The following is a 14,111-nucleotide window of genomic DNA, read 5'->3' as shown; positions in this document are numbered from 1 at the left end:
CGGGTTGGGCGACTTCCACACGGGATCGGCCTCCAGATTCGGGTATCTGTGCAGACCGATCCGATTCGGATCGGAACCTAGCCCCCAAATTTCGTGCCGTCCGCAGTAATCTGCCACACATGAAGAAGGCACTTCCGAAGACGCTGAAGTCACTCGCCCGAACTGTTGGAATCCTGGCACTCGCGATCGTCGTGGTATCCGTGGTCGAGCGCTTCACCGGCGCACACCAACCGACGACCGGTCCCGCGTCGTTGACCGGGCCGGACCAATCGTTGTAGCCCTTCCCTTGCGACAAAGGCCGTCTCACGAAGTTCTACGACGAGAGCCGGTAGGCAATTGCCCGCCAATGCCGGCTGAGTCGCATGCACCGCGCGATACAGAGCGGCCGCGAGTGTCACAGAACCTCTGGGCTCTGGGGCCCAGAGGTGTAAAAGCCGCCGGGGCAGTCGAACCTTGCGGGCAGCCGTGGGTGTAGCACCATTGACACAAGCTGCGTCAGAATGGTTGCGCGAGAACTCGATTCGAAGGTCCGATTTCGCGAAGTGTCCAGAGAGCTGCGAAAAGCACTTGCTGTGGGACCTCGCGGCTACTCGGTGCGGTTGCTCGGATGTGGCGACTGCGCACCGATCGAACCGGCCGCATCCGCCGTCAGCGACCGTCACCATTTGACTCCGGGCATCGAAAGCGCTTGAAAAGTAAGCCATTTCATCGTGCCGAGGTGCGCGAGAACGACCTGAACTTGCGAGGTCTCGAGATCTTCGAAGAAACCTCCGGCGTGGCATTTTCCGAGATCCACACACATCCCAAGTAGCGCATCATCCGTGCGCACACGAGCGTCGCCAAAAGTCGCTGCGGCGCGTGATCAGCCGGACTGACGTAACCGTACCGAAGGCTTTCTACGAAAAGCTGGGTGATTCTTTGTCTCGAAATGCCATGTCGGCCGCCGAAGCATTATCGACGGTTAACTCAGGCCGGAATCCAGTCTGCTAAGAAAAACGAATCTAATGTGACCCCTATCTCTGGATCCTTTCAGAACAGGGGTTTCCATGACCCGCGACTGAATTCACCCCCTAATTCACCCTCCTCCTATACGCAGATAAATGATTTGCATTTATGTCGAGCGTGTGTGCACAGATAATTCGCTCCATACCTTGTCGTTCCCACAGCAAATAAGGGGCAGTGAACTGCATAAAGGCTCATTCGGTACAGCAGCGCCGACTCGGCTCGGCCGCTCACCGATTGTCGGCAAGGTCCAAGACAGGCATGCAACTGATGGTCGAGATCGAATTGTGATGAACCAGCCAGTTAACTTGACAGAAATCAACGGAAGATACATATAGCCAGGTAAGCGGAGTTTTTCGTGCATGGACGGACGTCCATGGCGTGTCCAGCTATGCGATTTGCTCGTGTTAGATTCCTGATCGCGCATCGCCCGGTTTGCGCCTTTTGCGTTGTTTGCGCGGAATTTGCATCTTCTCGCGAACGGCCCCGCGCAAATTTCTTCACGTTGTGCCAGAGAAAGGAATTTCATGAAAACCGTCACGGCAGCGAAGCACGCAGCACGAAGACTCCCCCTCGGAGCCATCGCACTGTTGCTATTGCTATCCGGGATGGTGCTCATGCCCGAACTGCAATGAATCGCGCAGGAAAGATCCTGGGCCGCGACCTTTAGTGCCTCGTAGGTCATCGCGTTAGGTAATACCGGCGCTTGAGTTTTCTTGGAATTTCCTGGCCTACCCAGAGCGGGCCGTCGGTCTGCGCTGGCGCCAGCCGGGTCCGATTACCAACTGTTCGGCTCCGCAATAGGTCGCCTGAGAATCACCAACGCTCGCATCCAGGCTCCAGAGCTGCTCAAAGGTCCCGTTTCGCTATTCGACGGCCCCGGAAACGGGGCCTGAATCATGTGTTTCTGAACGAAAGGTGTTCGTCATGCGTAACCGTGTCTTCCCGCGCCGTGCCGGGGAGGGGGTGGTGTCTCGGTGGGCAGCTTTGGGGATGATCGTTGCGGTCCTGGCGCTGGTCGTATCGTCGTTCTCATTCGTCCAGGTTGCCTCAGCAGATGACCTCGGGACCTCGACCGCCACAGTTCCGACCTCAACAGTTCCGACCACAACGAAGCCGCCCGCAACTACAACGGAGGCGCCGCTGAAAACGACTGCGCCGCTTACTTCCACGTCGGAGTCACCCACGTCTGCGAAACCGCCGATCACAACCACGGCGCCCCCGTCTACGACTTCTGTGGCGGCGCAGCGACTGGCCGCACGCGGAGTCAATCCCGGCATCGATGTGAAAATCACAGACATCCAGGTCGAGGGAAAGAACGACCAGCAGATTACGGTCGGGGACTCCGTCACTGTGCGGGGCACCTGGGACGCGTCAAGCGCGAGCCCGCAGCCGGGCGACCAGTTCACCATTGAATTCCCTGGCGAGCTGAAGCTTCAGAGCAACCCCAAGATCGACCTTGTAGGTGGGGACGGAACGCTCTGGGGAAGCTGCGAGCTTGTGGGAGCCACCAATCTCATGACGTGTGTTCTCTCCGATGCCGTGGCAGATCGCCCGGACGAGGTGAAGGGCGATTTCTTCGTCTACACCAAGGCGGTCGAATACACCACGTCAGAGACTGTGGACTTCACGATCAACAACAAGGTCACGCCGGTCGACCTGCCCGGCACGGGCGGCATCACCGACGGCCGCGTAATCGGCGAGTCGACGAAGTCCGGCAAACTCCAGGACAACAAGCAGTCAGTGCGGTGGACCATCGACATCCCCGGCGCCGATCTGGCCAAGTTGGACGCAGGCAACACCGGTTCCGTGACCCTGAGCGACGAGCTCTCCGACAACATGAAGGTGTGTGCGGGCAGCCTGCTCAACGCGAAGCTGTGGTCCGGTCGCCCGGGCGATCTCAAAGAGACCCCCGGCGGCGTCACCGTCACCCAACCCGACGCGGGTGATCAGGTCACCATCAACATCGACAACGGCGCGCCCTTCGAGAGCAACAAGCTCTACCGCATCGAGTACACCTCATGCACGACGAGCGGCGTGGTGGATCTCGAGGGGACTCAGTACACCAACTCCGTGACGATCGGTGACAACACGGTGGCTTCGGATGGCGTGGGACAGGACTATGCGCCGCAGACCAAGCCCTGGAAGGGTGGCTACCTCGACGGCGGTAAGCGCAATATGGAAGCCGTCTGGACGATTGTGGTTCCGGGCACCGACATTGCCGCCAACAACCACAAGATCGACATCACCGACACCTTCGGCGGCCCCCATGCGGTCTGTGCCTCGGGCGTGCAGGTAGTCATCGAGAAGTCTGACTACCTCCCAGGGCGGGAGAACGAACCCAACTACCGCACTCCTGCCGCAGGATTCACCATTGCTCCCATCGGCGCAGTAGCCGGCGCGAGTACCTTCACCGCGGCGATCACTGTGGATAACCCGGACACGTTCAACGAAGAGCAGTATTACTACGTCACGTACCGGACCTGCCTGACCACCACCGAGGTGCCAGACTCCGAGGACCATCTCACCAACTCGGCGGTCGTCAACAAGACGTCGATCACGGGAAAGACTGAGGGGCCTAGGTTCACGAGCGGCAAGAACGGCGCGATCAACACCACGTCGCAAACTGTCGGCGGCGTGGAGCAGCCGGCAGGCACCACCCTCAATTGGACCGTGGAAATCTCCGGACACGATCTCGAGGGCCTTACGGAACCGGCGGTCATCAACGACAGGTTCTCACCGAACATGACGGTGTGTGAAATCGGCGGCGATCTCAAGAGCAACCTCAATCTCAAGGTCGTCGCGCAAGACTTCTTCGACGGCAACAAGAAACGCGATATCACCGATGCCACATCGGTGGCGCGCGCCGACGGCGGTTTCGATCTCACTCTCCCGCGTGACGCGGACGGTTACAGCCGTCAGACGAAGTATCTCGTCAGCTACACCCTGTGCACCAGCAGCGGCGGACTGGACCAGCGCGACACGGAATACTCCAACACCCTCACCTATGCCGGCAAGCAGACGCTGTCGCAGAGCGTCAAGCAGGAATGGGGCGGCGGCGGTACCGGCCAAGGCGTGTCACGGGGCTCGTTCTCGCTTCTGAAGGAGATCGCTCCCTTCTCCGAGAAATTCCCGGAAGACACCGAGTTCACTGTGAAAGTCGAAGAGTTCGCCCCCGGGCAAAATCCAGCGACCGACGCCCCGGTGAGCTCCTACGAGATCAAGGTGAAGGCTGACGGGACACCGGTCAGTGGGATCAACCCCCGCGGAACCGGCTGGCAGATCCGCCTGTCCGAGATCAACCTCCCGACCGTTGACGGTGTGTACTTCGAGCGAGGAACGTTCCGCCCGTCAGAGGGTGTGACGCTCAACGTGGACCGGACCGAGGCGCTGGTGACCATCACGCCGAAGAGCAATGTCGGTGTCACACTGCTCAACAAAGCGAGCCTGGGATCGGCAAGGATCACCAAGTCCGTCATCGGCGACGGAGCGCGCACGGGACTCGAGGCTTTCGTCGTCAACGCAGAGATCGCCTTCGGTGACGACGACGCCGGCAACGAACTGCGTCAATTCACTCTGAAGGACGGCCAGCATTACGACCTGGGCAAATTGCCCATCGGAGCGAAAGTCACCTTCACCGAGGTCCAACCGACGAACACCGACCTCGTGACGTGGTCGCAGCCGGTGATCAGCCCGAAGACGCTCACCATCGGCACAGACGCGTCGGCGAACGCGGTCTCCGTCACCAACGAGGCCACGATCACGCAAGGGACCTTCGAAGTGAGCAAGAAGCTCACGGGCCCGAAGGCGTCCGACAAGGCCGTACCGGCCAGCTTCGACGTGATTGCCACCTGGCTCGATACGGACGACAACCCACAGAGCAAGACGCTGTCGCTCCCGTCCGACGGCACCTCGGTTCCGTTCGGTGAGTACCTGCCCGGCGGCACCGAAGTTGCACTGACCGAACTGGTTCCGGCAAACGGTGACGGTCTCGCCTACGGCGTGCCCGCATACTCCGGGAATATCCGGATCAATGCGGACAACGCTGCCGTGGTGACCATCGGCAAGGATTTGCGCAAGGTCGAGGTGTCGAACTTCGTCGACATCAACGATGGCACTCTGCGCGTCGCCAAGCAGGTCAGCGGCGAGGCCGCCGAGGCTGTCGGTGATGACGTGGAGTTCACGGTCGAGGCGCGTTGGCGCGACGGTGTGGACTACCGCACCCAGGTACTGAGCGTCAAGCAGGGACAGACCACACCGCTGGGCGTCGACCTCCCCGTCGGCACCGAGGTGACCTTCACCGAGACCGGCCGTCCCGATGTCGCCGGAGTCGAATGGGGCACGATCTCCTGGGGCACCAGCCCGGAAGGCGAATCGTGGCTGCACTCGAACCTCGACGGAACCGCAACGGGCATAGTCTCCGACGACCCGACCGAAGGTCGACTGATCACGCTGTCGAACGAGGCGCTGTGGAAGTTCGGCTCGGTCGAATTCACGAAGTTCATCCTCGACGCTGACGGCAATCCCGTCCGCGCCCCCGAGACCGACCTACCCGACAGCGCGACGTTCGATGTCCGTATCGACGGAATCGACCCGCCACTCCCCGCTGGAACCGATTTCCCGGCAGTGGGCCAGACCATCACCCTCGATGTCGGAAACGACTGGAGTTGGACGTCCGGCGAGGTTGTTCCACGGAACACCGTGATCACCTTCTCCGAGGTCGACCCCAAGCCCCTGGCCGGTATCGACTGGGCGCGGCCGTACTACTACGTGTCCGCGGATGCCGGAGACCCCGAACACCGCAACACCGTCAAGGTGGTGGCCGGTGAGCAGGCTGTGGTGGAGATCCACAACCGCCCGATACCGACCACCGACGTGGACATCGACAAGATCGTGACCGGCCCCAAGGGCAGCCAGGTGGCCAAGGACGGATCCACGATCTTCCAGGTCACGGCTACATGGACGGACATCGACGACGAGGCGCGTTCGTGCGTGCTCGATGTCAAACCGGGCGCTTCGGTCACTCCGACCGCCCAGTGCGACGCAGCCGTCATCGACGGCCGGGTCCAGTTCCCGCTGGACACCGACATCACTTTCGTCGAAACCGGTGCTCACACAGACGTCACCAACGTCAAGTGGGGTGAAGTGATCTGGGGCGTCAAGGAAGGCAAGGCGGACGTCTCGAAGATCGTGGGTGAACCGACCGGAGCTTCCGTCAAGCTCACCAGCGAAGCAAACAAGTCAGTGGTTCTGGGACTCGAGAACAAAACCAGCAGCAATGGGCTGATCATCATCCCGATCCCGATCCCGCTGCCGCCGTGGGAAATCCCGACATGGCCGGGCTCCGAAGTACCCGGAGGACCAGGCACTGACGTGTCGACTCCCGGAAACAACACTCCCGGCAATAACGGTGGTGGACACAACGGTGCTCCGGGCACGCCTGCTCCGGGAAATCCTGCTCAGGCCAAACCGGACCAGTCATCGTCCCTGCCGGTAACCGGCGCTAACGTCATCTGGCTCGCCGGTCTGGCGCTGGCACTGATCGGCGGTGGCACGTGGCTCGCCCTGCGTAACCGCAAGCGTGCACCCGGCCAGGAGTAACTCCCAACCAGGAATACCGAAACAGCGCGGGTGCGACCTACACCTGGTCGCACCCGCCCTGTTCACCGTCACGACGTATCTATCTCGCGGCCGCCCCTGCGGCTCATCCCTCGAAGGAGAAACACCATGTCCATCCTCCCGTTCCCGATCGTCATCAAGGACATCCAGACCACCGGTTCTGCGGCGATCGACGGCCTCGGTCGCCTGTCCGTACTCCTGTACGACCTTCTCGGAGGTACCGGAAGCGCCACGATCAGCGCGGGCAACTAGTCCGACGGCGGAGAGGAGTCCCGGTCCATGAGAGATTCACAGCATCCGGTTCCTGGGCGGCCGCGGTTAGGCCAGGTCATCGGTGAGCTGCTCCTCACGGCCGGGGTCCTCATCCTGCTTTTCGTCGTCTACGAGGCGTTCTGGACCAATATCACCTCGGGGCGACTGCAAGACGAGGTCAACGCCCAACTGGAGGAATCGTGGGGCAAGGACAAAGACCAGGTTGCGGCCGGTAACCCTGTTGCACCGCCGGCCCCGGTGCTCGGCGAGGGATTCGCGCGCGTGTACCTCCCCACACTCGGTGCCGACGTCGTATCCGCCGTCGTCGAAGGCACACGCAACGAGGACCTACGGGCCGGCCCCGGCCACTACCCCGAATCGCAGATGCCCGGCGAAGCAGGAAATTTCGCGCTCGCCGGGCATCGCATCGGATTCGGCGCAGTCTTCCAACACTTGGATCGACTCGATGCGTGCGATGCCGTCGTCGTGGAGACCGAGTTCCAGTGGATGGCGTACCGGTTACTCCCACTCGACCAGGCTTCGCCCGAACGTCGCACAGCGGCGCAAGCCTGCTTGAGCCCCGAGCAAGCCGACCGCGTGTCCGACGGCGACTACGCACATCTCCTCGGGCGGCACATCACCGTGCCGGGGGATGTTGCGGTCGTCAACCCGCTCCCCGGCAAACCTTGGCCAGAGCCTGACACCACACTGGAAAGCATGTTGACACTGACCACGTGCCATCCGCTCTACTCGAACAGCGAACGCATGATCGTCCATGCTGTTCTCGTCGAAACAATCTCGAAGACTTCGGGCACCATTCCCGCGGCACTCCAGGAGCAATGAAATGTACGGCTACCTCTGGGGCGCGCTCCCCGGCCCCCGACCAGTGAAGGCCCTGCTGGCGATCGTTCTCGTGGTTGCGGTCGTGCTGCTACTCATGGAAGTCGTATTTCCTTGGGTGTCAGAGCACATGCCCTATTCCGACGTCACCGTATAAAGCGCCCGTGCAGGTCGGCCACACCGGCACAAGACCCGGCTGGAGCCCGAAGGCGCCGTCCTACATCGGAATCGACGGACCTACGATGATTCCGGCGTGCCGATGAACCAGTTTCCACTTGTCGGAACGACCTGAGCGAGCACTGAAACCTGACTCCGCCGCTACAGAACCTTCGTGAAGATTTGCGCCGGCGCTGCCGTCTCCAGCTTGTCCAGTGCCGCAACCAACCTCACGAAGTGCTCGGTATGGGTGTGGGCGTCGAGGTGCTCCTGCGATTCCCATTCCTCCGCCAGCACGAGCTCGCACAAATTGTCGGTGCGCTGCAGTAACTCGTAATTGATGCAGCCGTCTTCTTTTCGGGTCTCGGTGACAAGTTCGTCGTACAGCCGAAGCACTTCCGCGAGATCACCCTGCGCCACTGTGGTTGGCACCAAAACCCTGATCACAAAGACTCTCCGATTCCACTGTCCCGCATTGACCCCTCCGCTCGAAGTCTGCCGTAGACCCCCGACAGATCAAGATTTCCGTTGTGACTCGAAGTTTGCGGACAGTCGCAATATCTACGAAACACCCCCGATACCGAAGGTTCGTAGGGTTTGCCGAAGTCGGGCTCGCAATCAGCAGCGCAGCCCTGGGCCCGGGCGAGGGGTAAGCACATGAGTGGAAATGCAGTTCGCTTGCAAGCGATCAAGGACGTCGAGGCCTACACACCGCCGGTGGTCAGCTTCACGACCGACGAAACTCCCGGCGAGGTGTTCGGAACCAACGTCTTCAACAAGGTGGTCATGCAGAAGAGGCTGCCCAAGCTCGTCTACAAGTCGGTGATGGCGACGATCGAGCAAGGCAAACCACTCGATCCCATGGTCGCCGACGCGGTCGCGTCCGCTATGAAGGACTGGGCGCTGGAAAAGGGCGCGACCCACTACGCCCATGTTTTCTATCCGCTCACCGGGTTGACGGCCGAGAAGCACGACAGCTTCCTCGAACCGGTCGGCGACGGCAGTGCGTTGGCCGAGTTCGCCGGCAAGACCTTGATCCAAGGTGAACCCGACGCTTCGAGTTTCCCGAACGGCGGGCTGCGCAACACGTTCGAGGCCCGCGGATACACCGGCTGGGATGTCACGAGCCCGGCCTACGTACTCGAAAACCCCAACGGCAACACACTGTGTATCCCGACTGTGTTCGTCTCGATGACCGGTGAAGCACTCGACCACAAAACTCCCCTGTTGCGCTCACAGCAGGCCATGGGTTACCACGCCGAACGAATCTTGAAGTTGTTCGGGCACAACGATCCCGAGCACATCGTGTCGTTCTGCGGTCCCGAGCAGGAGTACTTCCTGATCGATCGACACTTCTTCCTCGCGCGCCCCGACCTACTGAACGCCGGCAGAACACTCTTCGGCGCAAAGCCGCCCAAGGGCCAGGAGTTCGACGACCACTACTTCGGGGCGATCCCGGAACGTGTGCTCGGATTCATGATGGACACCGAGCGGGAACTCTTCAAACTTGGCATCCCCGCCAAGACACGGCACAACGAGGTTGCGCCCGGCCAGTTCGAGATCGCCCCGATGTTCGAGCGCGGCAACATCGCCGCCGATCACCAGCAGTTGCTGATGACCACCTTCAAGACCATCGCCAAGAAGCACGGCATGGAATGCCTCTTCCACGAGAAGCCGTTCGACGGCGTGAACGGCTCCGGCAAGCACGTCAACTTCTCCCTGGGCAACTCCGAACTCGGTAGTTTGCTTGTCCCCGGCGACAATCCGCATGACAATGCGCAATTCCTAGTCTTCTGTGCCGCAGTCATCCGGGCCGTCCACAAGTACGCGGGACTCCTGCGCGCATCTGTCGCTTCGGCAACCAACGATCACCGTCTCGGTGCCAACGAGGCTCCCCCGGCCATCATTTCGATCTTTCTCGGCGATCAACTGGCCGACGTCTTCGAGCAGATCGCCAAGGGCGCGGCGACGTCGTCGAAGGACAAGGGCACCATGATGATCGGTGCCGACACCCTTCCCGTCCTACCGACCGATCCGGGCGACCGCAACCGCACCAGCCCGTTTGCCTTCACCGGCAACCGTTTCGAGTTCCGCGCGCCGGGATCGATGCAGACGGTCAACGGTCCGATGGTCACCATCAACACGATCATGGCCGAGGCCTTGGACTACATGGCCACCGAACTGGAATCGGCAGTCGCAGACGGCGCCGATTTCGACACCGCCGTCCAGAATCTGCTCACCGAAATCATCACCAATCACGGTGCGGTTGTCTTCAACGGCGACGGCTACTCGGAGAACTGGCAGATCGAGGCCGAGTCTCGCGGCCTGCCGAACCTTCGCACAACGCTGGACGCGCTGCCTGAACTGATCACCGAGTCCTCGATGGAACTCTTCGAGAAGTACAAGGTCTTCAACCACCGAGAGATGCACAGTCGCTACGAGGTCGGACTCGAACAGTACGCACTGAGCATCGGCGTCGAGGCACGCTTGGCCGCCGAAATCGGTACGACGCTGATCCTTCCGGCTGCAGTGCGCCACCAGACGGAAGTTGCTCAAAACTTCGTCGCGCTGAAGTCCGCCGGCCTCGAACCGGATTCAGCTCCGCTCGAAGAAGTGTCGGCGCCCGTTGCGGCGCTACGAACTGCGCTGGCGACCCTGCGTGCAGCCATCGACGCCGACGCCGGCGAGTCGCCGTTCGATCAGGCCAAGCACGCCCAGGACGCACTCCTGCCTGCGATGGCCGAAGTACGTGCAGCGGCCGACTTCCTCGAAACCATCGTCGCCGACGATCACTGGCCACTCCCGACATATCAGGAGATGCTGTTCATTCTCTGAGCATCACCGAAAATCGACGCCCACAAAACTGTGGCCTGCAACTCGATCGAGTTGCAGGCCATAGTTGTCGAAGCTTGCTCGGCTAGCGGTCTTCCGGCATCGAGACCTCGAGGACGCGTGCCTCGCCGGTCGTCGCCGGATCCGGCCGATCGCGGGAATCGGACGACGCCATCTTGAGTCCGTTCAAATCGGTCCGCATGTAGATGACGTTGTAACGGTCCCACGTCGTAGCAACGAATTCGAGGAACTGTCCGCTCGCCCACGGGTGCATGAATCCGCCGTACAACGCGGGCAACGTGATTCCGCTCAGCAGAGTTTGGGTACCGCTCCACGGGCCTTGCGGTTGGTCGGCCTGACGGATCACGAGATTGCCCTCGGCGCTGGTGTACATGGCGACGTACTTGTTCAGGTAGTCGTTCCATTGCACTGCGAGCTCACTGACGGGCGCCTTGATGACCTGAACGGCATCGGTATCGCGTGGGCTCCAACCGGATCCGTCCCAGTATTCGTAGGCGCCGAGGTTTCTGATGTCCGCTCCGGCCACCCGCGCCAGGATCGCCTTGCCGAAACGACCTGAGGGAGTTCCGTATTCGTAGATGTAGCCGTCCCGGCCGTCGAGGAAGGCGCTCTGCTGGAAGTTGGAATTGATCGGAGATACTGCCGGAATCCCCGGAATACCGAGTCCTTCCGTATTGGCGCGAACTGTCGCGGGATCGAGTTCCCAGTTCTCACCGTTGTCTGTCGAGAAAGCCAGGGCCGAGTAGTTGGTGGTCCAGGCACCGGGTTCGTCCCAGGACCGAACAGACATGAACCTGATGTATTGCACACCGCCGTAGGAGATTCCAGCTGTGGGGATGGTCGTGAACTCCCCCGGGATACCGAATCCCGGAATGATCTCCTTGGAATGATTGGGTCCGTCCAAAGGTGAGCTGTCGATCTTCATTCCGTCGGCGATGGCGGTGTCGTTGCTGCGGAACAACACGTTGCTGCGCCAGTCGTCTCCTGGGGTGTCGCAATCACCCACCGTGTCGCCGAAGGCCATCAGAACGTCGTGATCGGGCCCTGAAAGACCGTTGTCCCACATGATTCCGAGGTCGGTTCCCGACACGTTGAACCGCTCGATGGTGTTGTTCGGGCTGCCCGGGCCGGTGACCATTTCGATTGCCTTGGTCCGGCCGGTCAGCACCGGTAGAGCGCCGTTGGGAGCGCCGGTGATCCACGGCAACGCGTTGGCGAGGGATCCCGTACCGGCTGAACCACTGCCGAGAGATCCGGTCAGGGATCCGAGCGAACCCGTCATCGATCCGGCGGAGCCACTTCCTCCCGAACCACACGGTCCACCGATCGCCGACGCAGACGGTGCTGCGGCAATCGTCGCGGCAATCGTGACGACGCCTATCGACAACATCGCCGACATGGAGTGTTTTTTACGCACGTGCAGCCCCTCTGATCATTTCGACTCGCGTTCGGACCACAGGCACAGTGATCCCCGACCGCAGAAGCAAACCATTTGGACTGTGTTAAGAGAGTGAAAGCTGAGCAAATTGTTATAAATCGCCCGTTCAACTGACACAAGTGGCAGCTGTGTCCGATTTCACCTTCACAGGACAGTTGTCCGATACAGCAATAAAGGCGCCTAGTATGTAACGGAAATGTAAAAGAGTTCTCACAACGAGGTAGGTGAGCGGTGTCCGTACGTGACCGCGTAGCGCAGATTTACGATCAGGTTTTGGTTCGCAATGCAGGAGAGCCCGAATTCCATCAGGCCGCCGCAGAGGTCTTCGAGTCTCTTCACGTAGTACTCGAACGCCACCCGCGCTACGCCGACGCCGGACTCATCGAGCGGCTGTGCGAGCCGGAACGCCAGATCATCTTCCGCGTGCCGTGGACCGACGACGAGGGCAATGTTCACGTCAACCGCGGCTTCCGCGTGCAGTACAACAGTGCCCTCGGCCCCTACAAGGGCGGCCTGCGTTTCCACCCCAGCGTCAATCTGGGCATCGTGAAGTTCCTCGGCTTCGAGCAGATCTTCAAGAACTCCCTCACCGGTCTTCCCATCGGCGGCGGCAAGGGTGGCTCGGACTTCGACCCCAAGGGCCGCACCGACGCGGAGGTCATGCGCTTCTGTCAGTCCTTCATGACCGAACTGCAGCGCCACATCGGTGAATACACCGACGTTCCGGCCGGTGACATCGGCGTCGGCGGTCGTGAGATCGGCTACCTGTTCGGCCAGTACAAGCGACTGACCAACACGTACGAGTCGGGCGTCCTGACCGGCAAGGGCATCACCTGGGGCGGATCACAGGTTCGCACCGAGGCCACGGGCTACGGCGTCGCGTACTTCGTCGCCGAAATGCTCAAGGCGAAGGGCGAAGGCCTCGAGGGCAAGAACGTCGTGATCTCCGGATCCGGCAATGTCGCCATCTACGCCATCCAGAAGATCCACCAGCTCGGCGGCGTCGCAATCGCCTGCTCGGACTCCTCGGGATACATCGTGGACAAGAAGGGCATCGATCTCGACCTCCTCAAGGAGATCAAGGAAGTTCGCCGCGGCCGCATCAGCGAGTACGCCGACGCAGTTCCGCACGCCGAGTTCATCGCCGACGGATCTATCTGGGATGTGCCGTGCGATGTCGCACTCCCCTGCGCGACTCAGAACGAACTCGACGAAGATGCCGCAAAGACCTTGATCGCCAACGGCGTTCAGGCCGTTGCCGAAGGCGCGAACATGCCCACCACCCCCGGCGGCATCCAGCTCTTCCGTGACGCGAACGTGGCCTTTGCACCCGGCAAGGCAGCCAACGCCGGTGGCGTGGCAACCTCTGCTCTCGAAATGCAGCAGAACGCTTCGCGTGATTCCTGGAGCTTCGAGTACACCGACGAGCGCCTCGCCGGAATCATGCGCGGTATCCACAAGCGCACCATCAACACCGCTGCCGAGTACGGCAAGCCTGGCGATTACGTGCACGGCGCGAACATTGCCGGCTTCGTGAAGGTGGCCGACGCCATGATTTCGCTGGGCGTCATCTAGAGATTTCGGCAACACAGACAGCAGTACAGAAAAGGGTGACTTCACCCTGATCCGGTTCCCGTACGTCGGACTGGTCGAATCACCACCTAGGCCTCGAGGGCCCTGGGTCCTCGAGGACCCAGGGCCCTCGAGCTCGATCTGAGCAAATCACCCGCGACGGTCACCGTTGGCGCCGGCAATGATGCCAGACGGGACTCGTGGTGTCTGCCGAATCGTTTTCCGCTCTGACGTCGAAAAACAGCGTAAGTGGACGATTGTTTAGGTCCGGAGCGCGTGGGGCATATGGACTTATCTTCACATTTGTCCATTTCACAGTTGGACAGTCGTTCATGTGGTAGAAATCACAACGCCTGGCGCAATTCGATCCGCAAATTTC

9 protein-coding genes are annotated in these 14,111 nt (G+C 61.0%); 7 read left to right on the top strand and 2 right to left on the bottom strand.

Annotated elements, in window-relative coordinates; genetic code table 11:
• The first annotated feature begins 119 nt into the window (after window positions 1–119).
• From G8767_RS19965 to G8767_RS19945, 5 genes are all read left to right on the top strand, one after another.
• The gene (locus G8767_RS19965; RefSeq protein ID WP_003945304.1) at window positions 120–278 is read left to right on the top strand and encodes a hypothetical protein; all 159 of its coding nucleotides are present in this window, start codon (window positions 120–122) and stop codon (window positions 276–278) included.
• Window positions 279–1,929: 1,651 nt separating this feature from the next.
• Entirely contained in the window at window positions 1,930–6,603 is a 4,674-nt protein-coding gene (locus G8767_RS19960) for a DUF5979 domain-containing protein (RefSeq protein WP_277346897.1), read from the top strand.
• 126 nt (window positions 6,604–6,729) lie between these two features.
• Window positions 6,730–6,873 (top strand): hypothetical protein, encoded by a 144-nt coding sequence (locus G8767_RS19955; RefSeq protein ID WP_166811358.1) that lies wholly within the window; start codon window positions 6,730–6,732, stop codon window positions 6,871–6,873.
• Between the two features lie 27 nt (window positions 6,874–6,900).
• On the top strand, window positions 6,901–7,716 hold the full coding sequence (locus G8767_RS19950; RefSeq protein ID WP_166811355.1) for a class E sortase: 816 nt from the start codon (window positions 6,901–6,903) through the stop codon (window positions 7,714–7,716).
• 1 nt (window position 7,717) lies between these two features.
• Window positions 7,718–7,870, top strand: a complete 153-nt coding sequence (locus tag G8767_RS19945) for a hypothetical protein (protein ID WP_095973066.1) — start codon at window positions 7,718–7,720, stop codon at window positions 7,868–7,870.
• A 161-nt stretch (window positions 7,871–8,031) separates the two neighbouring features.
• Here the strand turns inward: G8767_RS19945 and G8767_RS19940 are convergent, their stop codons facing one another.
• The gene (locus G8767_RS19940) at window positions 8,032–8,301 is read right to left on the bottom strand and encodes a putative quinol monooxygenase (RefSeq protein ID WP_346843015.1); all 270 of its coding nucleotides are present in this window, start codon (window positions 8,299–8,301) and stop codon (window positions 8,032–8,034) included.
• A 225-nt stretch (window positions 8,302–8,526) separates the two neighbouring features.
• Between G8767_RS19940 and G8767_RS19935 the strand changes: the two genes are divergently transcribed.
• On the top strand, window positions 8,527–10,704 hold the full coding sequence (locus G8767_RS19935; protein ID WP_166811351.1) for a glutamine synthetase III: 2,178 nt from the start codon (window positions 8,527–8,529) through the stop codon (window positions 10,702–10,704).
• 82 nt (window positions 10,705–10,786) lie between these two features.
• Here G8767_RS19935 and G8767_RS19930 read toward each other — a convergent pair whose 3' ends face one another.
• Entirely contained in the window at window positions 10,787–12,121 is a 1,335-nt protein-coding gene (locus G8767_RS19930) for a DUF4185 domain-containing protein (RefSeq protein ID WP_166811349.1), read from the bottom strand.
• Between the two features lie 270 nt (window positions 12,122–12,391).
• Between G8767_RS19930 and gdhA the strand changes: the two genes are divergently transcribed.
• Window positions 12,392–13,735 (top strand): NADP-specific glutamate dehydrogenase, encoded by a 1,344-nt coding sequence (gene gdhA / locus G8767_RS19925; protein ID WP_095973062.1) that lies wholly within the window; start codon window positions 12,392–12,394, stop codon window positions 13,733–13,735.
• Window positions 13,736–14,111 lie beyond the last annotated feature (376 nt).

This window comes from Rhodococcus sp. IC4_135, assembly GCF_011602025.1.
GTDB lineage: Bacteria > Actinomycetota > Actinomycetes > Mycobacteriales > Mycobacteriaceae > Rhodococcus_F > Rhodococcus_F baikonurensis.
Note: the sequence above shows the minus strand (reverse complement) of the source record. Positions and strands in the feature narration are given on the sequence as shown.

What these genes read in the sequence shown, in the direction of transcription:
- G8767_RS19965 (WP_003945304.1), top strand. Translation starts at nt 120, where the DNA reads ATGAAGAAGGCACTTCCGAAGACGCTGAAGTCACTCGCCCGAACTGTT.
- G8767_RS19960 (WP_277346897.1), top strand. Translation starts at nt 1,930, where the DNA reads ATGCGTAACCGTGTCTTCCCGCGCCGTGCCGGGGAGGGGGTGGTGTCT.
- G8767_RS19955 (WP_166811358.1), top strand. Translation starts at nt 6,730, where the DNA reads ATGTCCATCCTCCCGTTCCCGATCGTCATCAAGGACATCCAGACCACC.
- G8767_RS19950 (WP_166811355.1), top strand. Translation starts at nt 6,901, where the DNA reads ATGAGAGATTCACAGCATCCGGTTCCTGGGCGGCCGCGGTTAGGCCAG.
- G8767_RS19945 (WP_095973066.1), top strand. Translation starts at nt 7,718, where the DNA reads ATGTACGGCTACCTCTGGGGCGCGCTCCCCGGCCCCCGACCAGTGAAG.
- G8767_RS19935 (WP_166811351.1), top strand. Translation starts at nt 8,527, where the DNA reads ATGAGTGGAAATGCAGTTCGCTTGCAAGCGATCAAGGACGTCGAGGCC.
- G8767_RS19930 (WP_166811349.1), bottom strand. Translation starts at nt 12,121, where the DNA reads ATGTCGGCGATGTTGTCGATAGGCGTCGTCACGATTGCCGCGACGATT.